Source organism: Flavobacterium sp. ALD4, from assembly GCF_002836475.1.
Classification (GTDB): Bacteria; Bacteroidota; Bacteroidia; order Flavobacteriales; family Flavobacteriaceae; genus Flavobacterium.
The window spans coordinates 205,680-229,747 of the sequence record NZ_PJBJ01000023.1 but is presented as its reverse complement, the minus strand read 5'-3'; the positions used below and the strand labels follow the sequence as shown (position 1 = coordinate 229,747).

19 protein-coding genes and 1 pseudogene are annotated in these 24,068 nt (G+C 34.1%); 13 read left to right on the top strand and 7 right to left on the bottom strand.

Annotation, left to right across the window (positions count from 1 at the left end; genetic code table 11):
- Positions 1 to 57 precede the first annotated feature (57 nt).
- From CXF59_RS03440 to CXF59_RS03415, 6 genes are all read right to left on the bottom strand, one after another.
- The gene (locus tag CXF59_RS03440; RefSeq protein ID WP_101136315.1) at positions 58 to 1,197 is read right to left on the bottom strand and encodes an aspartate aminotransferase family protein; all 1,140 of its coding nucleotides are present in this window, start codon (positions 1,195 to 1,197) and stop codon (positions 58 to 60) included.
- A gap of 75 nt (positions 1,198 to 1,272) precedes the next feature.
- Positions 1,273 to 2,250, bottom strand: coding sequence for an N-acetyl-gamma-glutamyl-phosphate reductase (gene argC / locus CXF59_RS03435; RefSeq protein WP_101136314.1), 978 nt, complete (start codon positions 2,248 to 2,250; stop codon positions 1,273 to 1,275).
- Between the two features lie 155 nt (positions 2,251 to 2,405).
- Positions 2,406 to 3,599, bottom strand: coding sequence for an argininosuccinate synthase (locus tag CXF59_RS03430; protein WP_101136313.1), 1,194 nt, complete (start codon positions 3,597 to 3,599; stop codon positions 2,406 to 2,408).
- Between the two features lie 116 nt (positions 3,600 to 3,715).
- The gene (locus CXF59_RS03425) at positions 3,716 to 4,333 is read right to left on the bottom strand and encodes a GNAT family N-acetyltransferase (RefSeq protein WP_101136312.1); all 618 of its coding nucleotides are present in this window, start codon (positions 4,331 to 4,333) and stop codon (positions 3,716 to 3,718) included.
- 456 nt (positions 4,334 to 4,789) lie between these two features.
- Positions 4,790 to 5,974, bottom strand: coding sequence for a hypothetical protein (locus CXF59_RS03420; RefSeq protein WP_101136311.1), 1,185 nt, complete (start codon positions 5,972 to 5,974; stop codon positions 4,790 to 4,792).
- 146 nt (positions 5,975 to 6,120) lie between these two features.
- Positions 6,121 to 7,590: an MFS transporter gene (locus tag CXF59_RS03415; RefSeq protein WP_101136310.1), complete on the bottom strand. Its 1,470-nt coding sequence runs from the start codon at positions 7,588 to 7,590 to the stop codon at positions 6,121 to 6,123.
- A gap of 308 nt (positions 7,591 to 7,898) precedes the next feature.
- Here CXF59_RS03415 and nagB point away from each other — a divergent pair, with 308 nt between their 5' ends.
- From nagB to CXF59_RS03350, 13 genes and pseudogenes are all read left to right on the top strand, one after another.
- Positions 7,899 to 9,836 (top strand): glucosamine-6-phosphate deaminase, encoded by a 1,938-nt coding sequence (gene nagB, locus CXF59_RS03410; protein WP_101136309.1) that lies wholly within the window; start codon positions 7,899 to 7,901, stop codon positions 9,834 to 9,836.
- A gap of 32 nt (positions 9,837 to 9,868) precedes the next feature.
- Positions 9,869 to 11,893: a beta-N-acetylhexosaminidase gene (locus CXF59_RS03405; protein ID WP_101136308.1), complete on the top strand. Its 2,025-nt coding sequence runs from the start codon at positions 9,869 to 9,871 to the stop codon at positions 11,891 to 11,893.
- Positions 11,894 to 12,153: 260 nt separating this feature from the next.
- The gene (locus tag CXF59_RS03400; RefSeq protein ID WP_101136307.1) at positions 12,154 to 13,773 is read left to right on the top strand and encodes an ABC-F family ATP-binding cassette domain-containing protein; all 1,620 of its coding nucleotides are present in this window, start codon (positions 12,154 to 12,156) and stop codon (positions 13,771 to 13,773) included.
- Between the two features lie 432 nt (positions 13,774 to 14,205).
- Positions 14,206 to 14,745, top strand: coding sequence for a bifunctional pyr operon transcriptional regulator/uracil phosphoribosyltransferase PyrR (pyrR, locus tag CXF59_RS03395; RefSeq protein WP_101136306.1), 540 nt, complete (start codon positions 14,206 to 14,208; stop codon positions 14,743 to 14,745).
- Between the two features lie 59 nt (positions 14,746 to 14,804).
- Positions 14,805 to 15,731 carry an aspartate carbamoyltransferase catalytic subunit gene (locus CXF59_RS03390; protein ID WP_101136305.1) on the top strand — a complete coding sequence of 309 codons (927 nt, stop codon included), beginning with the start codon at positions 14,805 to 14,807 and terminating at the stop codon, positions 15,729 to 15,731.
- Between the two features lie 52 nt (positions 15,732 to 15,783).
- Positions 15,784 to 16,116: a ribonuclease Z gene (locus CXF59_RS03385; RefSeq protein WP_101136304.1), complete on the top strand. Its 333-nt coding sequence runs from the start codon at positions 15,784 to 15,786 to the stop codon at positions 16,114 to 16,116.
- 313 nt (positions 16,117 to 16,429) lie between these two features.
- A complete protein-coding gene (locus tag CXF59_RS03380) occupies positions 16,430 to 17,335 on the top strand; it encodes a ribonuclease Z (RefSeq protein ID WP_101136303.1) in 906 nt (301 codons plus the stop codon).
- 85 nt (positions 17,336 to 17,420) lie between these two features.
- Complete coding sequence (gene pdxH / locus CXF59_RS03375; protein ID WP_101136302.1) at positions 17,421 to 18,065, top strand: pyridoxamine 5'-phosphate oxidase; 645 nt, start codon at positions 17,421 to 17,423, stop codon at positions 18,063 to 18,065.
- 220 nt (positions 18,066 to 18,285) lie between these two features.
- Positions 18,286 to 18,774 (top strand): CAP domain-containing protein, encoded by a 489-nt coding sequence (locus tag CXF59_RS03370; protein WP_232758609.1) that lies wholly within the window; start codon positions 18,286 to 18,288, stop codon positions 18,772 to 18,774.
- A 494-nt stretch (positions 18,775 to 19,268) separates the two neighbouring features.
- Complete coding sequence (locus CXF59_RS03365; protein ID WP_101136300.1) at positions 19,269 to 19,772, top strand: CAP domain-containing protein; 504 nt, start codon at positions 19,269 to 19,271, stop codon at positions 19,770 to 19,772.
- A gap of 488 nt (positions 19,773 to 20,260) precedes the next feature.
- Positions 20,261 to 20,809: a DUF1697 domain-containing protein gene (locus CXF59_RS03360; RefSeq protein WP_101136299.1), complete on the top strand. Its 549-nt coding sequence runs from the start codon at positions 20,261 to 20,263 to the stop codon at positions 20,807 to 20,809.
- Positions 20,810 to 21,025: 216 nt separating this feature from the next.
- On the top strand, positions 21,026 to 22,510 hold the full coding sequence (locus tag CXF59_RS03355) for an aminopeptidase P N-terminal domain-containing protein (protein WP_101136298.1): 1,485 nt from the start codon (positions 21,026 to 21,028) through the stop codon (positions 22,508 to 22,510).
- A 251-nt stretch (positions 22,511 to 22,761) separates the two neighbouring features.
- A pseudogene (locus CXF59_RS03350) lies at positions 22,762 to 23,190 on the top strand (SRPBCC domain-containing protein).
- 141 nt (positions 23,191 to 23,331) lie between these two features.
- Here the strand turns inward: CXF59_RS03350 and CXF59_RS03345 are convergent.
- On the bottom strand, positions 23,332 to 24,066 hold the full coding sequence (locus CXF59_RS03345) for a diphthine--ammonia ligase (RefSeq protein ID WP_101136297.1): 735 nt from the start codon (positions 24,064 to 24,066) through the stop codon (positions 23,332 to 23,334).
- Positions 24,067 to 24,068 lie beyond the last annotated feature (2 nt).

Genomic DNA, 24,068 nt, shown 5'->3' with positions numbered 1-24,068 from the left:
TTTCTAAAATTATAATCATAGTCAAAGTTTAAAAATTTTACAATGGTTTATTCGTTTTTATGATTTTAATTCTGCTAATGACTCTTGCAAAGCAACAATGAAAGTATCAATCGCTTCCGTCGTAATCGTTAATGGTGGAAGAATTCGCAATAGATTTTTATTACTGGATCCACCTGTGAAAATATGTTTCTCGATAATCATTTTCTTTCTTAAAGCACTTACGTCAAAGTCAAACTCAACGCCTAGCATCAATCCTCGACCTTTTACCTTAATGATTTCAGGAATCACTTTTATTGCTTCCATGAAATACGCTTCAACATTGCTAGCGTTTTCCATCAAATTCTGACTTTCGATGATATCTAAAACGGCGATACTTGCTGCGCAAGCCAAATGACTTCCACCAAAAGTAGTTCCTAATAAACCATAACTTGCTTCAAAATGAGGAGCAATTAAGATACCACCAATGGGAAAACCATTACCCATTCCTTTTGCCATACAAATTATATCAGGTTTTATGTCATGATATTGATGCGCAAAAAACTTCCCGCTTCTTCCAAAACCAGATTGTACTTCATCCAAGATTAGAACGACGTCATTAGCCTTACACACTTTTTCTAAGGCTTGAAAAAACTCGGTCGTTCCTTGGTCAAGACCACCAACACCTTGAATAGGTTCGATGATAACACAAGCAACATCGCCTTTCTTTAATTCGGCTTCAACCAAATCAATCTCGTTCAATGGCAAGAAAGTGACAATTTGTTGCGCGTTAATTGGTGCAATAATTTTTTTATTATCTGTAGTTGCCACAGCTGCAGACGTACGTCCATGAAAAGCATTATGAAAAGAGATAACTCTTGACTTATTCGTATGAAAAGACGCCATTTTTAGAGCATTTTCATTGGCCTCCGCTCCAGAGCTGCATAAAAATAAGCCGTAATCTGTATAACCCGAAAGTTTTCCGAGTTTATCCGCTAGTTCTATCTGCAAAGGGTTCTGAATCGCATTGGAGTAAAAACTTAAATTATCCAATTGTGCTTTGATTTTAGCTACATAATCAGGTTGAGTATGACCAATAGATATCACTCCGTGGCCAGAGTATAAATCTAAATATTCGATTCCTTTATCATCTGTAATGATGCAATCTAATGCTTTTACAGGGGTAATAGGGTATAATGGGTAAACGTCAAATAAGTTCATTTTTTTTAAATGTTTAATCAGTTATTTTTTGATTTGTTTAACCGATTAACCGATTAACCAAATAAATAATTTTTTTTAAAACCCACTTGGCTTCAAGTGCAATCCTGTAGACTCCTCTAATCCAAACATTAAATTCATGTTTTGGACGGCTTGACCTGATGCGCCTTTTACTAAATTATCAATTATTGAAGTAATTAGTACCCGGTTGCCTTTTTTCATTAAACTAATGATGCATTTATTCGTTTGTACCACCTGTTTCATATTAATGTTGGCAGCGGTAATGGTTACGAAAGGTTGGTCTTTATAAAAAGCTTCATATTTAGCAACCAAATCTTCTAATCTTTCTTCTACAGTAGTGTATAGAGTTGCAAAAATTCCTCTTGCAAAATCCCCTCTGTTCGGTACAAAAATCAGTTCGTTAGTATAATCGGCTTGTAATTGATTCACACTTTGGTTAATTTCTCCTAAATGCTGGTGGTCGAATGCTTTGTAATGCGACATGTTATTTGATCTCCAGCTGAAATGTGTAGTTTCTGATGGGCTGACTCCTGCGCCAGTACTTCCCGTTGTAGCATTGATATGTACATCGTTATTTAATAATCCGTCAGCTGCAAGAGGTAGTAAAGCCAACTGGATTGCAGTGGCAAAACAGCCTGGATTTGCAATGTATTGTGCGTTTTTAATATTGGCTTTATTCAGTTCAGGCAAACCATAAACAAACGATTTTCCGTTAAACTCCTTGTCTTTTGTTAATCTGAAATCATTTCCTAAATCGATGATTTTAGTATGACTTGCAAATTGATTGTGTTCTAAAAACTGAATCGATTTACCATGACCCAAACATAAGAAAACTACATTTACATTGTGATTTACGGTATCGGTAAAATTCATTTCAATATCGCCCATTAAATCATGATGTGCCACTGATAGCTGCTTACCCGCATTGGTAGTGCTGTAAACAAAATCAAGTTTTGCGCTAGGGTGAAACATTAATATTCTGATTAATTCCCCAGCCGTATACCCTGAACCTCCTATTATTCCAACATTAATCATATTTTTTTATTTTTGAAATGTTTTTGGCTTAACAAAAACAATCTATTTTAAAATAATTTTATTTTAAACCATTAAGAATATAAGTGTCATTAAGTTTTAACATTTAGTTGTTTCTTAATTTCTTAATAGTTTTATGAAAAGTAAGTAGCAGTTAATTACTCGTGCGTTTCATTATTTACTGACGAAAATATGTTTTGCGCATTTCCTAGTATCTTGATAAATCCTTTCGCATCATCAGATGTCCAAGCATTGTTCATTTCGCCATATTGACCAAATTCATTATTCATCAAATCATTATCCGATTCAATTCCGTCAAGTGTAAAGTGATACGGTTTCAATGATACCGTTACCGTTCCGTTAACTGTTTTTTGAGTGTCTTCCAAGAAAGTCTCGATGTTTCTCATCACAGGATCTAAAAATTGTCCTTCATGAAATAACATTCCGTACCAGTTTCCTAGTTGCTCTTTCCAGTATTGTTGCCATTTACCAAGCGTGTGTTTCTCTAATAAATGGTGTGCTTTGATGATGATTAGGGGAGCAGCGGCTTCAAAACCAACTCTTCCTTTAATACCGATTATAGTGTCACCAACATGTGTGTCTCTACCTATAGCAAAGGCGTTTGCTAATTTCTCAAGAATTACAATATTATCAATCGGTGATTTTTTTATATTGTTAATTTTTACCAATTCTCCTTTTTCAAAGGTTAATGTCACTTTTTCTTCTCCCTCTTTTTGTAATTGAGAAGGGAAAGCTTCACTAGGAAGTGGTTGATTTGACGTTAATGTTTCTTTTCCTCCAACACTTGTTCCCCAAAGTCCTTTGTTGATAGAATATTGTGCTTTTTCCCAAGAATAGTGTACTCCATTTTTTGATAAGTAGTCCACCTCCTCCTGTCTTGATAATTTCAAATCTCTGATGGGAGTAATGATTTCAATTTCAGGAGCGATAGCTTGAAAAATTAAATCAAAACGGATTTGGTCATTTCCTGCACCTGTACTTCCGTGAGCAATAGCTGTTGCTCCAACTGATTTGGCATATTTTATAGCCTCAATAGCTTGAAAAACACGTTCGGCACTTACGGATAAAGGGTAGGTGTTATTTTTTAAAACATTACCAAAAATTAAGTACTTAATGGCTTTGTCATAGTATCTGTCTACTATGGTTAGGTTAGCGTGTTTTGCACTCCCTAATTCATAGGCTCTTTCTTCAATTGCTTTTAATTCTGCATCATCAAAACCTCCTGTATTGATTAATACGGTGTGAACTTCATATCCTTTTTCGTTTTTTAAATACTTAAGGCAATATGAGGTATCTAAACCTCCACTATATGCTAATACAACTTTTTTCATTTTTTTGAGCTATTATAGGCCATTGGCTTTAAGCCGTTAGCAGATTATATTTATTCTTTTAGTTATTTATCTCCTTTTTTTATGCTCATTCCCTTTTGGGAAGGTTGTGAAGGGGGTTAGTCTTCTAAGAAAAGGGCTTGTTTAATTTTTTTTAAGCGGTTCCAAATCCGGACATTAAAAGGATGTTTTGGAGGGACTTTAGCTTTTTCTTTCGGGTCATAAAGCATTCCAGTGCACAAACACATTTTGTTCTCTTTACTCTTTAGAATTTCATAATTGGTACAGGTTTGACATCCTTTCCAAAAACTGGGGTCCGTCGTCAGTTCAGAAAAAGGAACTGGTTTGTATCCCAGTTCAGAATTGATTTTCATTACGGCCAGACCGGTTGTGATACCAAATACTTTAGCATTTGGATATTTTTTTAAAGAGTAGTCAAAAACCTTAGATTTAATTTTTTTGGCTAATCCTAAATTTCTGTAATCGGGATGCACAATCAATCCTGAATGTGCGACATAATTGCTGTCTTGCCAACTTTCGATATAACAAAAACCAGCAAAACCACCATTGTCCAAAGCGATAACGGCATCCTTATTTTCTATTTTTTTTAGGATGTATTCTGGAGTTCTTTTTGCAATTCCAGTTCCTCTCAATAATGCAGATGACTCTATGGTATCGCAAATAATTTGTGCGTACTTAAAATGTTCTTCCTGGGCTATAACAATGGAGATATTCATTACAAGAGTTGCTTTTTTGAGTTAAAAAATGATTTGTAAGTTGGCTCTAAAACACTTTTTTTATTTCCTTGAATAAAAGAACTAAAATACGAATTTATAGTGCAATAAATTGAATAACAATAAAGTACTGTAAACGGTATGATGATTTTGGAAAATACTATTCCAATGGAAAATAAATGTGATTTCAAAACGGTAAAATAATAAATGAATAAAAATATTTACAAAACAATATTGGAAACTATACTAATAGCATCCGTACTTCGGGTGAAGTAGTAGGTTTGATTATCCGTGAGATTGGATTTATATTTAGGAGTGTATTATTCATTGGGGTAAAAGTAGACTAATTTTTATAACAGAATACTTATTTTTCATTTTCTAACAAAATTTCAATACTTTGTTGTATTTCAAAAAAAAACTCCTTGAGGAATTTGATGCTCAAGGAGTTTTATAAATAGATTAATTTTTAAATGGATTTCTAATGATTATATCTTTTATTTTAGATTTTAAATCTTCAGCGGTATCATAAACCATTTGCTCATTTGTTGGAAAAAGCAACCTACTGTTATCAAAATAAGAATAGTAATTATCGTCTGAGGCGCGCCTGTCTCCCTTGTATGTAGAGTAAATATTTTCAAAGACAGTTTCAGTGGTCAAAGGAAATGATTGTAGAAGTTGGTTGCTTTGGTAATGTACATAATCTACAATAGCGGTAATTTGGCAAGATTTGAACTGTTTGAATTCATAAATGCGCACGGTCACATTTCTAAAATTATCTACCATGATTACTTTGCCGTCCTCAGCTAAGACTTCTTTTCCCTCGTCGTCTAACAGTTTTCTTGTGCCATCTTTAATTTTGCGTTCTTTTACGAACTCTGTCTGATTTATTTGTTCTGGCGAAATAGATATTTGATTGAAACGAATAACCATTCCGTAATCATACTTAACACTTTTTTGCTTAGATGTATGATATACCGTCCATTTGTCGTTTAATCCATAGGTGCTGAAGTCCAACAGATCATTTTGTAAACGGGCAGGGATAATCATATTTGTTTGGTTTTTTGTTTCCACCATGACATAATCAGACCCCTTGAGCAGCGCATTGTCCATAAGACTCAAAACATCTTTATAATTAGGGTTTATTTTATTTAAATATTCTAAATCATCATATGCTTTACGGAAATTCATTTTATTCTCTGTTAACAACAGCTTTTTTGAATTAGCATATAAATAGGAGGAAAGGGCATTTTTGCTGTCAATGATTTGGTCGTTATACCTATCAAAAGGAAATATGGCATTGCGCCCTTCTCTAATCAATCGCAAAGGGAGCAAAGGTTTTATTTTTTCTTGTCGCCCGTTGAGTTGCAGATAAGTATTGTACATTTTTTCCAATTGGGCGGGATTTGCATCTTTGGCTAATAAATTGATGGCATCTAAATCGCGCTCCTTCGCTTTTGCAAATGCTTCTTCGAGTAAGTAGATGTAATCTTGTTTTCCTTTTTTGTCTTTATTGGTGCGTAAGTTAGAGACTGCTTTATTTATAGCCGCGTCATAGTTACCGGAACTTAATAAGCTTTGCGTGCTCTTCACACCACAGCAAGCAAGAACGATTATAAGAGAAAGTAGGAGTAAAGTTTTTTTCATATTTAATAATTTTAAACAAATATATTTTATATACGTTATGATTCCAAAATTGATGCCACAAAAAAACCGTCAAATCTACTTTGACGGTTTTTTTTAGTTTGAATAAAAATCTTTTATAATAAAATAATTTGTCAATAAAAATAAGGTTAGTGTCCTCCTCCCTCGGTTTCAATGCGACCGATACCTTGTCTTTTTAAGATTTTAGGACAGTAATAACCATAAAAGCCTAAATAAGCAAAACCAAGGAGCGGTACCACATAAGAGAAGTGTGTCCATGAAATACCAAATATTCCAGCTGGACTAGTAAGATCTATATCGCAAATTCCTCCTTGGATCAATGGAATAACTCCTCCACCAAGGATCATCATGATTAAGAAAGAGGATGCTTTTCCAGTATTTTTACCTAGTCCAGCAATAGCTAAATCAAAGATTGATGGCCACATGATCGATAAGAATAAGCCTCCTGAGATAAAGAAAAATTTAGCAATTTCAGTATCCGTGCAAACTAATCCCGATAGCATCATTAATAACCCTGATATTCCAAAAAGCATTAATGTTTTTCCTGCATTTTTACCACCTACAAAACTTACTCCAATAAATAATAAAATCCAGATTGGGTAAATATAAAATGCAGAAACGTCATGTTCAGCAAAAATATTAGCGCCGATAATTACTCCAAATGCAACTGCAGGTACGATGAATTTAAGTGCAGTATTTACAAGGGTCGAGGTGTTAAAAACATTTACACCACCATTCCAACGGCCAATCATCAAACTTCCCCAATACAACGCTATAAAGGGTGATACAGAATCTTCTAAGATTCGACCAAACTCCACGGTATGCAATAAAGCAGGTAAGTTACTAATTATGGTTACCTCTGTTCCAACGTAAATAAAAATAGCTAACATTCCTAAATATAGCTGCGGGTAGTCTAAAATCCTAAACGTATCACTATTGTCTGTAATAACTTTTTTTTCTGTTTTTGCTGGATTTTCAATCTTAGAAAAATTCATAAAAATAGCAACTACAATAAAAGCAATCCCTAAAATTATAAAAGGTAGTTTTATATCTTCTAAAGAAAGGTCTGTTTTTTTATCATTTCCCATTCCAAATAATGCGATTCCTAGTAAAATAGCACCGATAGTAGTTCCAAAAGAGTTGATTCCCCCTGCTAACGTCAAGCGGTGTGCGCCAGTATCGGGGCTTCCCATCTTAATAGCTAGTGGATTAGCAACAATTTGCTGAATTGAAAAGCCTAGTCCTACTGTAAATAAAGCGGTAAGGAAGAAAGGGAAACTCTCCATTGTGGCTGCAGGAACAAACATAAAAGAACCAAATGCAGAAAGTAATAAACCAGCAGATAATGTCTTTTTGTATCCAAATTTTTGTAAAACATCAACTTTTAATGATACTAAGAAGAAAATAATTGATCCTACAAAGTACGCTACATAAAACGCCCAAGCTACGAGTTGAGATTGAACTTGTGACAGCATAAAAACCTTTTTGAAAACAGGTATTAATATGTCATTGGCAGAGCCAACAAAACCCCAAAAGAAGAACACTATTATCAAGGAAATAAATTGTCCCCATTTGGTTTGTAAATTTTCTGAACTCATAATTTTCGGATAGTTTTTTAAGATTAGCTTTTATAGAACGGCGGTAAATATATTTGTTACTCAAATTAAAAAAAAACAATTTTGAATAAATCTTATTAAAATTATAGAATAATCACTTTTTTTTATAAAAGCATGATTTTTTTTCATTTTTTTCTCTTTTTAACATCCTATCGGATAGAATTAATTTCTAATAAAGGCTTCAATTTAAACTTTTAATAACTTAAAAGAAGACGGAATTGGTAAAATAACGGTATTTATATCGAGTAAAAATTTTCATACCTTTATAAATATGTATTAAACAAAATAATATGAAAAGTGATTTAGACCACAAGCCAGATATAAGCTATGAAAGCCCCGGTAAATTTGAAGATACTCGGTTTGAGAAGATCCATAACGTAATTTTTAAAAATGCGGCAGAAGCCTCTATTATTGTTGCTAAAGAAATTGCTGACTTGATTAAATCCAAACAACAGAAAAAAGAAAACTGCGTGCTTGGGTTGGCAACTGGTTCTTCACCTATAATGGTATATTACGAATTAGTGCGGATGCATAAAAAAGAAGGACTTAGTTTTAGGAATGTGATTACTTTTAATCTGGATGAATATTATCCCATGCGGGTGGATAACAACAAAAGCTATCACTATTTCATGCACCAACACCTTTTCGATCATATTGACATAAAGGAAGAAAACATCAACATACCTAACGGAACTGTCTCCATTGAAGACATAAAACAGTATTGTATCGATTATGAAATCAAAATAAAAAATTCAGGAGGAATTGATTTTCAGTTGCTGGGAATAGGACGTACTGGACACGTTGGATTCAATGAGCCAGGATCGCATATCAATTCCGGAACGAGAATTATTACTTTGGATCACATTACAAGAGTTGATGCATCGTCAGATTTTAATGGTACTGACAATGTTCCAAAAAGAGCAATTACCATGGGAATTTCCACCATTTTGCAATCTAAGAGAATTGTTTTGATAGCTTGGGGTCAAAATAAAGCCGATATAATCAAAAGAACAATTCAGGAAAACATCAGCGCTGAAGTTCCCGCTACGTTTTTGCAGAATCACACGAATACCACTTTTGTTTTAGACCAATCGGCAGCATCAGAGTTAACCCGATTTAAAACCCCGTGGTTAGTCGGTGATTGTATTTGGACTCAAGAACTAAAAAGTAAAGCTATTGTTTGGCTGTGCCAAAAGACAGATCAAGCAATTTTAAAGTTGACCGACAGAGATTACAATAATAACGGAATGTCTGATCTCTTGGCGCAAGAAGGATCTGCGTATGATTTAAATATTAATATGTTTAATGTATTGCAACGCACTATAACGGGATGGCCGGGTGGAAAACCTAATACAGATGACACCTATCGGCCGGAACGAGCGAGTCCAAGTAAAAAAAGAGTGATTCTTTTTAGTCCTCATCCCGATGACGATGTGATTTCAATGGGAGGTACTTTTTCGAAATTGATAAAGCAAGGGCATGATGTCCATGTCGTATATCAAACCTCGGGAAATATTGCGGTTACAGACGATGAAGCATTAAAATTTGCAGAAGTAGCTAATGATTTTGTTGGTGTGGATGCTGCTGAAATTAACTTCTCTTCAGTAATCGAGTTTTTAAATAATAAAACGGAAAATCAAGTTGATTCGATAGAAGTTAGAAAGCTAAAGGCATTGATAAGGCGTCGTGAATCTTTCGGCGCAACAAGATGTATTGGATTGCAAGATAAAAACATTCATTTCTTAGACATGCCTTTTTACGAAACAGGGGACATAAAGAAAAAGCCGATAAGCGATGAAGATATAGCTATTGTTGCCGCTATTATCGCAAAAATAAAACCACACCAGGTTTTTGCTGCAGGAGATTTGGCAGACCCCCATGGTACACATGAAGTTTGTTTGAATGCTATATTTGCGGCAATGAAACAATTAAAATCCCAATCATACATGGATAATTGCTGGTTGTGGTTGTATCGCGGTGCTTGGCATGAGTGGGAACTTCACGAAATCGATATGGCAGTGCCTTTAAGTCCAGACGAAGTGTTATTAAAAAGGAATGCTATTTTGCACCATCAGTCCCAAAAGGACAGGGTAATGTATCAAGGGAATGATTCAAGAGAATTTTGGGTAAGAGCCGAAGACCGCAATAAACATACCGCTATACTTTATGATGCCTTAGGGCTGCCGGAATATGAAGCTATTGAGGCTTTTAAGCGATTTGATTATTAAAAAAACTAAATTTTAAACGGATAAAAAAATCTATGAAATACATTGTAATGCTATTGTTGGTCGCTTTTGTGTCGAATGCTCAAATTACAAAAGAGCAATTAGACCTTATGCCTTGGCCACAAAACATAAATTTGACTTCAGGTACTTTTTCGTTAACCAAACAATTCAAAGTCAATATTATAGGTAACCCGGATCCCAGACTATTTAAAGGGGTAACTAACTTTATAAGAAGGTTAGATGGCAGAACTGGATTGTTTTTAGAACAAGCGTTTGTCACTAAAGTTAACGAATTCCCTGCAGCAGAATTACAGATATATTGCGAGCGAAAGGGAAAGGTGGGATTAAACGAAGACGAAAGCTATCAGCTTTCGATAGTATCCGACAAGATTATAATTAATGCGACAACTGATTTAGGTGCTTTGCATGGATTGGAGACCTTGTTGCAATTAATGCAAAATAATGGAACCTCATTTTATTTTCCGGCAGTAGAAGTTACGGATTCGCCACGATTTACCTGGAGAGGACTGATGATAGATGCAGCAAGGCATTTTCAACCGGTTGATGTTATCAAGAGAAACCTTAATGCGCTGGCTTCCATGAAAATGAATGTCTTCCATTGGCATTTAGCTGATGATCAAGGTTGGAGAATTGAAATAAAAAAACATCCAAAGTTGACTGAATTCGCTTCAGACGGGGATTATTATACGCAAGAAGAAATTAAAAATATTGTCAAATATGCCGATGAACTCGGGATTATGGTAGTAGCTGAAATAGATATTCCCGGTCATGCTTCGGCTTTACTTTCTGTTTACCCTGAAATAGGGAGTAAACAAAGTGGCAGCACGTCGTATTCTGTTGGACGAAGATCCGGAATTTATGATTCGGCACTTGACCCTACGAATCCTAAATTATATCAATTACTTGGTGAAATTTTTGATGAAGTGTGTCCGTTGTTTACCAGTAACTACTTTCATATCGGCGGAGACGAAAATAACGGTAAAGAGTGGAATGCAAATCCTACCATCCGAGACTTTAAAAAAAAGAATGAAATAACAAGTAATCACGGCTTGCAAACCTATTTTAACATGAAGTTGATACCAATGTTAAAGAAGCATAATAAACGACTGATGGGCTGGGAGGAGATTATGACAAAAGACATGTCCAAAGATGCCATTATCCATGCGTGGAGAGGAGGTAATGAAGGGGTTAGTGCAGGTGGAGCGCTCATTACAGCCGCAAAGAATGGCTACAATACAGTTTTGTCTAATGGGTATTATATTGATTTGATGCTCACCGTGGATAGTCATTACCTGAACGATCCATTACCCAAAAACATTGTTCTTTCTCCGGAAGAGAAGGCGCGAATACTGGGAGGGGAGGCTGCTATGTGGAGCGAACTTGCGGCGCCTTTGAACATAGATTCAAAAATATGGCCTAGAACAGCCGCAATTGCCGAAAGATTATGGTCAAATGATACTGTTACCGATTTAAGTAGCATGCACAAAAGGTTAAAAGTAATTTCTTCCAGACTGGAAGAAGTAGGAATAACACACATTAGAAATAAAGAAGTGATTTTAAGGAATATCACTAATTATCAAGATACGAAAGCGGTGAATGATTTTACTAACATTTGCGAACCTTATAAAATGTATAAACGCAACGGTGGTGGGAAAAAGTATTTTATGTATTCTCCACTAACGCTGTTTGCAGATGCTTGTTCAGCCGATGCTTCAGATGCCTATGAATTTAATAAAGCGGTCAACAAGTATTTAGAAAACAGAAGTTTAGAGAATCAGAAAATAGTCACTGATTTTTTAAAACAATGGATAGCTATGAATACGGATTTAATTCGCCTTAGTGCAAATGCGCCTTTAATTCAACCTGTTTTGCCGATGTCTAATAATTTAAGTGCGATTTCAAAGCAACTTTTATTAGCAATTGAAGAAAAACAAAATGTCGATAAAAAGGCATTGAATGCGTTATTAGAAGAATTCACTATTCGAAATTCAGCCGATGTGGAATTAGCCGTTTATGATAGTTTAAAAAAGCTACTATAACTATCCAATTCAGTAGTGAAAAAGAGACATTAAAATATTTTTTTTGCTTTATTTTTTTTGTTTGTTGATAGGGTTTTTTTTGTTTTTTATTTAATTAACTGTCTTATAATAAGAAAGATGCTTTTTTAATCCTGACTAAAAGTGGTCAGGATTTCTTTTTTTAGGCTGTGGTCAGTTGATTTTATAAATATGTATTTTACAGATTTAAAAAATCGTTATTTTTTTTGTACTTTTGCAAAAAATTATATAAAAGAAAATACATGCTAACAGTTAATAATTTATCGGTTCAGTTTGGTAAGCGAATTTTGTTTGACGAAGTAAATACCACCTTTACACATGGTAATATTTATGGAGTTATCGGAGCCAATGGAGCTGGGAAATCTACATTCCTTAAAATAATTTCCGGTGAAATGGATCCTACATCAGGACATGTCCATTTAGAACCAGGGAAACGTATGTCGGTTTTAAGTCAAAACCACAATATGTTTGATGAACATACCGTATTGGAAACCGTAATTATGGGGAACAAGACTTTATATTCGATCAAAAAGGAAATGGACGAACTCTATTTAGATTATAATGATAAAAATGCAGATAGAATAGGGGAATTGCAGGTCCAGTTTGAAGAAATGAGTGGTTGGAATGCTGATTCTGATGCCGCTGCAATGCTATCAAATCTAGGTATTGGCGAAGAGCATCATTTTACATTGATGGCAGACTTGGAGGGGAAAATTAAAGTTCGTGTCCTTTTGGCACAAGCTCTTTTTGGAAATCCAGATTTACTGATAATGGATGAACCTACCAATGATTTGGATTTTGAGACTATTGAATGGTTAGAAAATTTCTTGGCAAACTATGAAAACACCGTTATCGTCGTGTCGCATGACCGTCACTTTTTAGATTCAGTTTGTACTCATATCTCGGATATTGATTATAGTAAAATAAACCATTATTCGGGAAATTATACTTTTTGGTATGAATCAAGCCAATTAGCCGCGAAACAACGTGCACAACAAAATAAAAAAGCGGAGGAAAAGAAACAAGAGTTAGAAGAATTTATTCGTCGTTTCAGTGCGAATGTAGCCAAGTCTAAACAAGCTACTTCCCGTAAAAAAATGATCAGTAAATTAAATATATCTGAGATAAAACCTTCGAGCCGTCGTTACCCTGCAATCATTTTTGACCAGGAGCGTGAAGCAGGAGATCAAATTTTGAATATCCAGAATCTTAGTGCCTCTATTGATGGAGAGGTATTGTTTAAAAATGTTGATTTGAATATGGCCAAAGGAGATAAAATTGTATTATTCTCTAAAGATTCTCGTGCAACGACCGCTTTTTACGAAATATTAAATGGAAACCAAAAGGCTGATTCGGGTAATTTCGATTGGGGTGTAACCACTAATCAAGCCTATTTGCCGGTAGATAACCATTCTTATTTTGAAAATGATTTATCACTTGTGGATTGGTTGCGTCAATGGGTAAAAACAGAAGAAGAACGTGATGAGGTTAATATTCGTAGCTTCCTTGGTAAAATGATTTTCTCAGGAGAAGAAGCATTGAAAACATGCAGAGTGTTATCAGGAGGAGAAAAAGTACGTTGTATGATGTCCAGAATGATGATGGAAAGAGCCAATATATTGATGATAGACGAGCCAACAAATCACTTAGATTTAGAGTCAATTCAGGCATTTAATAATTCATTGAAAAACTATAAAGGGTCTGTAATCTTTACTACCCATGATCATGAGTTTGCTCAAACTGTCGGTAACAGAGTGGTGGAATTAACACCAAATGGGGCTATTGATAGTTACATGACTTTTGATGATTATTTAGATGATGAAAAAGTCCAGGAATTAAGAACTAAGATGTATGCCAAATAAGGGATATTAAACTATTTTTAAAAAAAAAACTCTTGTAGCCTAGCTGTAGGAGTTTTTTTGTATCAGAGCATTTCGTTATTTCCAAATAATTCACTCACAGTAAAGAGGGTTATCGCTAGCATTGCGATTACTATAAAAACACCCACACCCATTACAGCTTTAAATATTCCATTAACAACGGAACGTCCTGTCAGCGATAATACCACTGTTAACAGCAGTAATACTCTAATTAACTAGTTTGGCATAACTTTTCTATTTAAACCTCAGTTTTAATTATTAGGTTGGATAAAATTAAGTGGATATGTCACAACAGGATTTATATAATTATTTATATTTGTTCTTTTGCCTAAATGAATTTTTAATCTCGGATTATAATTATTAAATCATAAATTGGAATTCGTATATTTGTGAAACCAAACACAACACTTTACCATGACTCAAAAAGTATTGCTCAATTCTAAAGAAGTCAATATCATTCTGCACCGTTTGGCTTGTCAGCTAATTGAAAAACACCTCGACTTTAAAGATACTATCTTGATAGGGATTCAACCTAGAGGAACTTTTTTGGCAGAACGACTTAAAAAAATTTTGGAAAATGAATATAATACGCCTGAAATAAAATTAGGACTCTTGGATATTACTTTCTTTAGAGATGATTTTCGAAGAACTGATAAGCCTTTAGAAGCAAATGAAACTAAAATTAATTTTATTGTTGAGAACAAGAAAGTAATTTTTATTGATGATGTTTTGTTTACGGGCCGTAGTATTCGATCTGCCTTGACTGCTATTCAATCTTTTGGAAGGCCTGCAGAAATTGAATTACTTGTTTTGATTGACAGACGCTTTAGTCGTAATTTACCTATACAGCCTGATTACAGGGGCAGACAGGTCGATGCCATCAACAATGAAAAGGTAAAGGTAGAATGGAGCGAAAATAACGGTGAAGACGTCGTGTATTTAGTTACCAATTAGAAGCCTTACTTTAGATAGTAAAGAATCTGATTTTATAAAAATAAAATAATCGTAAAAGAATGAAAGAATTAAGCGTAGATCATTTATTAGGTATAAAATATATTAACAAGAGTGATATTGACCTTATTTTTGAAACAGCCGATCATTTTAAAGAAGTCATTAGTCGTCCCATTAAAAAAGTACCTTCGTTACGAGACATTACCATTGCCAATATTTTTTTTGAAAATAGTACACGAACAAAACTTTCGTTTGAACTGGCACAAAAAAGATTGTCTGCAGATGTCATTAGTTTTTCAGCTGCTCAATCTTCTGTAAAAAAGGGAGAAACACTAATTGATACTGTTAACAATATTCTTTCGATGAAAGTGGATATGGTGGTGATGCGCCATTCTAACCCTGGAGCAGCTTACTTTTTGTCCAAAAATGTAAAAGCAAGTATCATAAATGCAGGTGACGGCGCACATGAACATCCTACCCAAGGGTTACTGGACAGTTATTCAATTAGAGAAAAACTGGGTGAAGTAGGAGGGAAGAAAGTAGTTATAGTAGGCGATGTATTGCATTCGAGAGTAGCATTGTCAAATATATACGCTTTGCAAATGCAAGGAGCTGAAGTCAAAGTTTGCGGACCCAAAACGCTAATTCCAAAACATATTGAATCACTGGGAGTGACAGTGGAACCTAATTTGCGTAAAGCGCTAGAGTGGTGCGATGTCGCTAATATGTTGCGTGTACAAAATGAACGAATGGATGTGAATTATTTTCCGTCAACCAGAGAGTATGCACAACAATATGGGGTCGATAAAACATTATTAGATTCTTTAAACAAGGAAATCGTAATTATGCATCCCGGACCTATAAACAGGGGAGTAGAGATTACTTCTGAAGTGGCAGATTCTCATCAATCTGTTATATTGAATCAAGTTGAAAATGGTGTAGCAATAAGGATGGCGGTAATCTATCTTTTGGCTTCAAAAATTCAGTAATATAAAAAAAGGTAGTACCTTAGTTAGACAGTAATCCTGAAAAATTAATGCAATGAAAGTAGAACAAAAAGGCCACACAATTACAATCAAAGACACTCAAGGGGATTTTACTTCTTTTTTGATGAAAGTTACGCATCAATATAAAACCTTCGAAAAACATAATATTATAATTAATCTTTTGCATCATAAAGACTTGACTTTAGATGACGTTAAATTATTTTTGCCGTTGTCTAAACAACATAAAAAAGCAAAAAAATCTTTTGTAATTGTAATTTCAGATTTAGATTACAATGCCGTTCCTGATGAATTAGCTGTCGTTCCGTCTATATTGGAAGCACATGATACTATTGAAATGGAAGAGATTGAAAGAGACTTGGGTTTTTAAACAAAAATAAGAAGTATCTACTTTTATAACGACCCAAAGAAACTATACGTTTTAAAAATAGTGTTATTAGTATGTTTTTTAATTTTATTGGGTGTAAATTTATGCAATATTTTCACAAATAAATCAACTAGTTATTTAGACTTAATTGCGAATGGGCTACTGGTAATTGCAATGATTTTGCAGATTAGAAACTATAAAAAAGAAAGTAAAAATGGATAGTGGATAGCGTTACTTTATCTCAATTTTCTACACCAAGTAATTAAGGGTCTGTTTTTTTTTAATTATAAGCCAACTTTAAACTTTAAAATATAACTTGAAACTAACAATCCTAGGCTGTTATGCAGCAACTCCCCGGACATTTACTAATCCTACTTCCCAAATTCTAGAAATTAAGAACAGACTGTTTTTAATTGATTGTGGAGAAGGTACACAAGTACAGCTGCGTAAAAACAAAATCAGATTTTCTAAAATCAACCATATTTTTATTTCGCATTTGCATGGAGACCACTTCTTTGGATTGATAGGTTTAGTATCGACGTTTACATTACTAAATCGGAATACTGATTTACATATCTATGGACCAAAGGGGATCAAAGAAATTATAAAGTTGCAATTGCGATTAGCCAATTCATGGACTAATTATGGTTTACATTTCCATGAATTAGAATCAAATGTAAGTGAAATTGTTTTTGAAGATGATAAAGTGGTCGTAAAAACAATACCGTTGAAACATCGCATTTATACCAATGGTTTTTTATTCGAAGAAAAAATAGACAAAAGAAAACTGAATACGGATGCAGTTCAGAATTATGAAATTGACAAATGCTATTTCCAAAACATCAAAAACGGAAAAGATATCACGCTAGAGGATGGAAGGGTAATTGAAAATGCGCAATTGACATTCGATCCAAAACCGCCAATGAGTTATGCTTTTTGTTCCGACACCGCATATAATGAGGCAATTATTCCACTGATAAACGGAGTAGATGTTTTGTATCATGAAGCAACCTTTTTACAATCAGAAGAAGGGCTAGCAGGAAAGACCATGCATTCAACAGCAAAAGAAGCGGCCACAATAGCCTTGAAAGCAAAGGTAAAAAAATTGATAATAGGACATTATTCTACCCGTTATGAGAATATCGGTCTCTTTAAGGAGGAAGCAGAAATCATTTTTCCAGAGGTGCTATTAGCTGACGATGGTCGAAGTTTTGATTTTTAAACAAAGCCAGCGTCTTTTTAAAAAGACTGACCAATAGTTTTAGATTTAAAAAAAAGATAATTTAATAATCGTAATATATAAATAAATGCAAGATTTAAGTAATTATAGAAAGTCCTATGATAAGAGCGAGTTATTAGAATCTGCCATTCCGGAGGATCCAATAAACCTTTTTAACGGATGGTTTCATGAAATAAAGGATCAAGGTGGAACTGAAGAAGTTAATGCAATGACAGTTGCTACAATTGGTTTAGACGGATTTCCAAAATCCAGAGTAGTGTTGTTGAAAAAATTCACAGAAGAAGGATTTATCTTTTATACCAATTATAATTCGGAGAAAGGCAAGGCTATTGAAGCGAACCCTAAAATATGTCTTTCTTTTTTTTGGCATAGTATGGAGCGTCAGGTGATAATAAAGGGTATTGCCCAAAGGACTTCAGAAATCATTTCTGATAATTATTTTAATTCAAGACCTGAAGGAAGCAAGTTAGGTGCCATAGTTTCTAATCAAAGCGAGGTTGTCCCTTCTCGTACGTATCTTGAGGAAAATTTAAAACAATTAAAAGTAGATTTTGAAAGTATAGTAATTCCGAGACCAAAGCATTGGGGTGGTTTTTTAGTTGTTCCGGAGGAAGTTGAATTTTGGCAAGGTAGGCCCAATCGCCTGCATGACAGGATACGATATACCAGTCAAGAAGATTTCTCTTGGAAAATAGAGCGTCTCTCTCCCTAATGTAAGAAAAAGAGATGGTTAATTGTTAATTTAGTGTCGGTTGTCGGTTTTTTTAGGGTTTTGTCGGCAAAAAAGGTAGTTTTAGAAACTATTAAAACACAATAAATTAATAAATATATAATTCAGTTATTCTTGTGACTGATTTGTAATTAACCTACTGCAAAAATTAATGAAATTAAAATCCCTGTTCGTATTATTACTTGCATCAGTACTATTTGCCATGAATTCTTGCTCTGCTGATCCTTATGAAACTCTCACAACATCAGATGAATCCACAGCATTAGCAAAAAAAGGACTTAAAGAATCCCCATCTGATTTATTTAACTATTCTTATACTACTTCTGAAATCCAACTTATGGACTTAATAAATGCATATAGAGTAAGTATTGGTTTGAATTCTTTAACAAAAAACAATTTTAGTTCCTTAAAGGCAGAAGAACACAATAACTATATGATTATTACTAATACACTTAGTCATGATGGTTTTAATGTGCGATTTCAAGATATAATGAATACTTTAGGTGCCATATCAGTGGCTGAAAATGTAGCTGATGTTTATAGTACACCTCAAGGAGTCCTAAATGCTTGGTTGAATAGTCCAGCTCACAAAAAATATATAATTGGTGATTTTAGTCATTTTGGAATTTCAATAAGAGAAAATACTGGAACTGGTAAAAAATATTATACCAACATATTTGCAAAAATATAATTTTTTTATTTTTTTAAATGAGAGGCTGCATTTCCTAAATTGCTGCCTCTTTTTTTATTTTTGGGAAGTATATAGCTGTTTTATCATAATTCACATTTTATTTCAGCAAGTGTTATTCTCTCAGCGCTAAGCGCTAAGGTGAAAAGTAATTTCCTCTAGATTATATCCAATATTTCATAAATAAAATTGCCTAATAAGCAATATGATAAAAGCTCTCACATTGTGTTTAATTTGAGTACTAATAATTTGCCTCTTATTTTAAGAGTAAATGAAAGAATAGTATACTCTGATAGTTTAAAACTAAATATTTTTAACTTTTAATTGTTGTAAAAGTAAGTTAAATACTATTTATTAAATAAAAACATGTAGTTCGTCGATGATATTTGTAGTTTTAACGGAATTGTATGTATGTTTGACAAGAATTAGAACACATACTAATAACAACATTAAAGAAGTTTGCCCCACAATCTACTTTAAACTTAAACTACTAAATTATGAAAACAAATTTACTCCGTGCCGTAATGCTAGCAGCAGTTATATTCACTTTAAATTCCTGTTCTTCTGATGCTTCTGAAGCATCTGTAGTAGAAGCAAAAGCACAAGTTGTTGTGAACTACAGTTACAGCAGTAGTGAATTGGAAACTATGAAACTGATAAACAACTATAGAGTAAGTATTGGTCTTAGTTCATTAGAAAAAATTAATTACATCTCTGGTGAATCAGAAGGTCATAATAATTACATGATCACTAATAATGTAGTTAATCATGATGGTTTTGTAAACCGTTCTGAAAATATTATAAAAACCCTTGGAGCTAAAACAGTAGGCGAGAATATAGCTTATAATTATAGTAGTCCTCAAGCAGCAGTAAATGCTTGGTTGAATAGTCCAGGTCACAAAGAAAATATGGTTGGCAATTTTACTCATTTTGGAATTTCAATAAGAGAAAATGCTGTCACTGGTAAAAAATATTATACCAACATATTTGCAAAAATATAATTCATTTATTTTTTTTAGTTAGAGGCTGTCTTTTCCCAAATCGCAGCCTCTTTTTTTATTTTAGGAAACTAAAGTGTTGTGTTTTTTTCTCTTTAAAGACCCAGTTAAGCTATTATTATCTTTCATGTATCCTCGTTATATCTTTTTAACGAAGTACTTTCAATACCTTATCTACTATATTTATAATAGCGTTACTCTAAAATGAATTAAAAAATATAATTGCAGAGTAGCTCAATATATTATGAAGTTCCAATCTCTTTCTTGAACTTTTAAAAAAAAGTATTATCTCTTTTTGTATTCTAGATTGAAAGTGGAAATATGGTTTTAGACCGTACATAATTACTTGATGTCTCAAAACTAAATCACGTTACTACACTTCTTTACTTTGATTTAATCGTTTGCAGGACTTTCCTCATTATTTATAAAATAAGAAATTGTGTAAATTGGGATAAACACAATACCTTTGGAACATTCAAAATAAATATAAAATGACAACCCATCTCGCACTGCTTCGTGGCATTAATGTTTCTGGTCACAACATGATAAAAATGGACGCACTAAAAACAACATTGGAAAACATTGGTTTTACAAAAGTGGAAACTTATATCCAATCAGGGAATGTTTTTGTAACCACAGAAGAAGAAAATGCCGCCAAAGTGGGTTTTATCATCAAGCAGGAAATTTTTAAAGTCTTTGGTGGTGACGTGCCAGTAATCATTCTCAATGCGGCAGATCTTAAAGCTTGTTTCTCCAATAATCCTTTTTTGAAAGAAAAAGAAGTAGATACGAAGAAATTATACGTTGCTTTTGTGTCTAAAGAGCTTCGTTCTGAAAATATCAATGATTTGAAAATTAGCCAATTTAAACCTGATGAAGCGCATCTAGACGGCAATCGGATTTTTATTAAATATGCTGTCGGGGCTGGGAAAACAAGATTAGATCAGAAATACATTGAGAAAAAACTAAACCTAACGGCAACAATTAGAAACTGGAACACAGTGACACAATTGTTGAAGATGTATGAAGAAATGACTTAGATTAAGAGATGCCTTTTGAAAATAGACTAACTGCTGATTCGCAAAATACTATCCTTGTATGCTGCGAATTAGCATTTTTTTTTAAACTGAATTTAAAATAGTTTGTTTACATCTACTCATGAATTAGTAAATCGTATGGTTTAGATGCAAAAACGATTTATATTTACTACTCCGTAATTAATTCTATTGATTATCAGAAACCTTAATTTATAAGAGATGAATTTCAAACTTTCCATTATCATCAGTATTTTTTTTGTTTGTTTTGCCTTCGGGCAAACGGGTACTCCCAATGATTACTTAACTTCCCAGTTCCACAAAGAAAGAAGAGCTGCCCTACGCAGTAAAATGCCTAATAATAGTGTAGCTGTATTTTTTGGCAATGCGGTTCGTAATAGAGCCAATGATGTAGATTATGTGTATCACCAAGATCCTGATTTTTTCTATTTAACAGGATACAAAGAACCCAATTCGGTTTTAGTTATTTTCTCGAATGAACAAACAAATAAATCTAGGAAAACCTATGATGAAGTTCTTTATGTTCAAGAAAAAAATACTCGAGTAGAGCAATGGACCGGAATTCGTTTAGGCACTGAAGGGGCCAAGAATAATTTAGGTTTTGACGTCGCTTATAACGGCAAAGAGTTTTTGAATTCAGGCATCAATTATGCCGACTTCAGTTCGGTTCTTTTTAAGGAATTTAAAGATGATTACCGGGATTCGAAACGTGATGAAGCTGATTTGTATAAATTGGCAGAAGCATTTAAGAATCAAGTGGGATACAACGTAAAAGCAGAGCAAAAAATAGATCGCAATCTCCAGAATGAGTTTCGAAATAAAAAAAGCATAACTCAAAAAAAAGTAACTATCGATACCCAGTCGATACAAACGTATATGGCGAGTTTACGTGAGATTAAATCCAAAGAAGAATTAGTATTACTGACTAAGGCAGTTCGGATTTCAGCCATGGGACAGCGTGAAATAATGAAAGCGATGCACCCCGGAATGTCCGAGACAGAGATACAAGGAATTCATGAATTTGTTTATAAAAAGTATGGTTGTGAGTTTGAAGGCTACCCTTCAATTGTAGGTGCAGGAAATAATGGCTGTGTTTTACATTACATAGAGAATAGTAAAATGAAGGTCGAAAATGATTTAGTCTTAATGGATTTAGGTGCGGAGTACCACGGCTACACCGCCGATGTAACCAGAACAATCCCTGCTAATGGGAAATTCTCGACAGAGCAGAAACTAATTTATGATTTAGTTTATCAAGCACAAGAAGCTGGAATCGCCACTGTAAAACCGGGAAATAGCTTTAATTCGCCTGATATTGCAGCACGGAAAGTGATCACAGCAGGTTTAATGAAACTGGGGATTATAGCGAAAGAAGAGGAGTCAAGAGTCTATTTTCCGCATGGAACCTCACATCATATAGGTTTAGATGTTCATGATCCGGGACTATACGACACATTTGATATTGGTATGGTTCTTACGGTAGAACCAGGGATTTATATTCCTAAGGGAAGTGATTGTGATAAAAAATGGTGGGGAATTGCCGTGCGAATCGAAGACGATATATTAGTTACAGCAAATGAGCCAGTAAACTTATCTGGGGAAGCTCCGAGAAAGTCGGAGGAAATTGAAGCGCTGATGAAAGAAAATAGTGTGCTCGACGGTTTTACTTTGCCTAGTTTAGACTAATATATTTAGATACATAAACAGTGATTTTATGATTCACTTGTACAATTAAAACTCCGATATCAGTTGATTTCGGAGTTTTTTTGTGCTAATTACTCTTAAAATAAATACATTCTAGTTCTGTTTCGTATGATAATATTCGGAATAGTTTCGGAGATTTTGTTTTAAATTTATACTTAAGTTAGTAAATTCTTTTACAGTAAAGTGTTTAAAAAAAAAGCGTTATGGAATAAAATACGAAAATAATTATTACGGTGGAAGCTATAATTGATGCGCCAATAGAAACGGTTTGGAAAAATTGGACTTCGCCTCAAAATATTGTTACGTGGAATGTAGTTTCCGAGGATTGGCATGCTACTTGGGTAGAGAATGATTTACGAATCTAGGGGAAACTCCACTATAAGATGGAATCCAAGGACGGCAGTGCCAGTTTTGATTTTAGTGGAATATATGACGAAGTTCAAATACATGAACAGATTACGTATACTGCAGACGACGGAAGAAAAGTAAAAATTAATTTCATAAAGGAGCGCGATAAAACCAAGGTGGTAGAATTATTTGAAGCAGAAACTGAAAATCGGATTGAATTGCAAAGAGAAGGATGGCAGGCTATTTTGGCCAATTTTAAAAAATATGTCGAAACGCGTCTGCAACAAATAAGTTTTTCAAAATGGAAAGTCTAAAAACAACACTATTTTTACTTTTTCTTTTTCAAGGAATCAAAGATTGGCTGTATCAGCCTTGCTGTGGTTAAGTAATCTTTGCAAAAAAAAAAACAGTAACTCCGAAGTCTTCTGACCTTGGGAGTTTTTTTATTAGAACCGTTATTTTTCCACCAGATCACAATACCAAAATCCGTAATCAAACGCATCTGTTGCATCAGAGTCGCAGGCGGTGTTTGAGGAATCCTCTTTTGGTTTTTCGTATTTACGATACACGATTTCGCCAATTTTAAAATCAATCGGTTTTGAGAAAATAGGACCATCAAAAGTGAAGGTGTGAAACTCACCGTTTTCCCCACAAACATCTACATTTTCAGGTAAATCGTTGATAAAATCCTGATCAATTATCCTTCCTACAAAGCTTTTGTCGAGGAAACGCTCGTTGACACAAACTACAATGGTTTTAAAGCCCAATCCAATGAACTCCTGTATCAAATCATAGGTGGGCACTTTCCAAAGTGGAAAAACGCCTTCGAATCCCATAGTGGCTAATTTGTCTTCCCTGTATTTACGCAGATCTTCTAAGAATATATCACCAAAAATTGAGTGGGTTACACCTTGATTTTTCAATTTTCCCAATGTTGTCTGCATCACGCTTTCATACACTTCCATCGTCGGCATTTCTGGGATTTGCATGATCTCCAGTGGCAATCCGATGCTTTTGGCCTGTTGTTCCAATAATTCTACACGGACACCATGCATGGAAACCCGCTGAAATTCTTGGTTTACGCTGGTCAGTAAACAATTGATTTCAAATTCAGGATCTTGCAAGACTTTATAAAGGGCTAGAGCAGAGTCTTTACCGCTGCTCCAGTTAAATAGGGCTTTGTTTTTCAAGA

Bases quoted from the DNA above. Each gene is read 5' to 3' on its own strand.
- CXF59_RS03440 (WP_101136315.1), bottom strand. From the start codon at position 1,197: ATGAACTTATTTGACGTTTACCCATTATACCCTATTACCCCTGTAAAA.
- argC (WP_101136314.1), bottom strand. From the start codon at position 2,250: ATGATTAATGTTGGAATAATAGGAGGTTCAGGGTATACGGCTGGGGAA.
- CXF59_RS03430 (WP_101136313.1), bottom strand. From the start codon at position 3,599: ATGAAAAAAGTTGTATTAGCATATAGTGGAGGTTTAGATACCTCATAT.
- CXF59_RS03425 (WP_101136312.1), bottom strand. From the start codon at position 4,333: ATGAATATCTCCATTGTTATAGCCCAGGAAGAACATTTTAAGTACGCA.
- CXF59_RS03420 (WP_101136311.1), bottom strand. From the start codon at position 5,974: ATGAAAAAAACTTTACTCCTACTTTCTCTTATAATCGTTCTTGCTTGC.
- CXF59_RS03415 (WP_101136310.1), bottom strand. From the start codon at position 7,590: ATGAGTTCAGAAAATTTACAAACCAAATGGGGACAATTTATTTCCTTG.
- nagB (WP_101136309.1), top strand. From the start codon at position 7,899: ATGAAAAGTGATTTAGACCACAAGCCAGATATAAGCTATGAAAGCCCC.
- CXF59_RS03405 (WP_101136308.1), top strand. From the start codon at position 9,869: ATGAAATACATTGTAATGCTATTGTTGGTCGCTTTTGTGTCGAATGCT.
- CXF59_RS03400 (WP_101136307.1), top strand. From the start codon at position 12,154: ATGCTAACAGTTAATAATTTATCGGTTCAGTTTGGTAAGCGAATTTTG.
- pyrR (WP_101136306.1), top strand. From the start codon at position 14,206: ATGACTCAAAAAGTATTGCTCAATTCTAAAGAAGTCAATATCATTCTG.
- CXF59_RS03390 (WP_101136305.1), top strand. From the start codon at position 14,805: ATGAAAGAATTAAGCGTAGATCATTTATTAGGTATAAAATATATTAAC.
- CXF59_RS03385 (WP_101136304.1), top strand. From the start codon at position 15,784: ATGAAAGTAGAACAAAAAGGCCACACAATTACAATCAAAGACACTCAA.
- pdxH (WP_101136302.1), top strand. From the start codon at position 17,421: ATGCAAGATTTAAGTAATTATAGAAAGTCCTATGATAAGAGCGAGTTA.
- CXF59_RS03370 (WP_232758609.1), top strand. From the start codon at position 18,286: ATGAATTCTTGCTCTGCTGATCCTTATGAAACTCTCACAACATCAGAT.
- CXF59_RS03365 (WP_101136300.1), top strand. From the start codon at position 19,269: ATGAAAACAAATTTACTCCGTGCCGTAATGCTAGCAGCAGTTATATTC.
- CXF59_RS03360 (WP_101136299.1), top strand. From the start codon at position 20,261: ATGACAACCCATCTCGCACTGCTTCGTGGCATTAATGTTTCTGGTCAC.
- CXF59_RS03355 (WP_101136298.1), top strand. From the start codon at position 21,026: ATGAATTTCAAACTTTCCATTATCATCAGTATTTTTTTTGTTTGTTTT.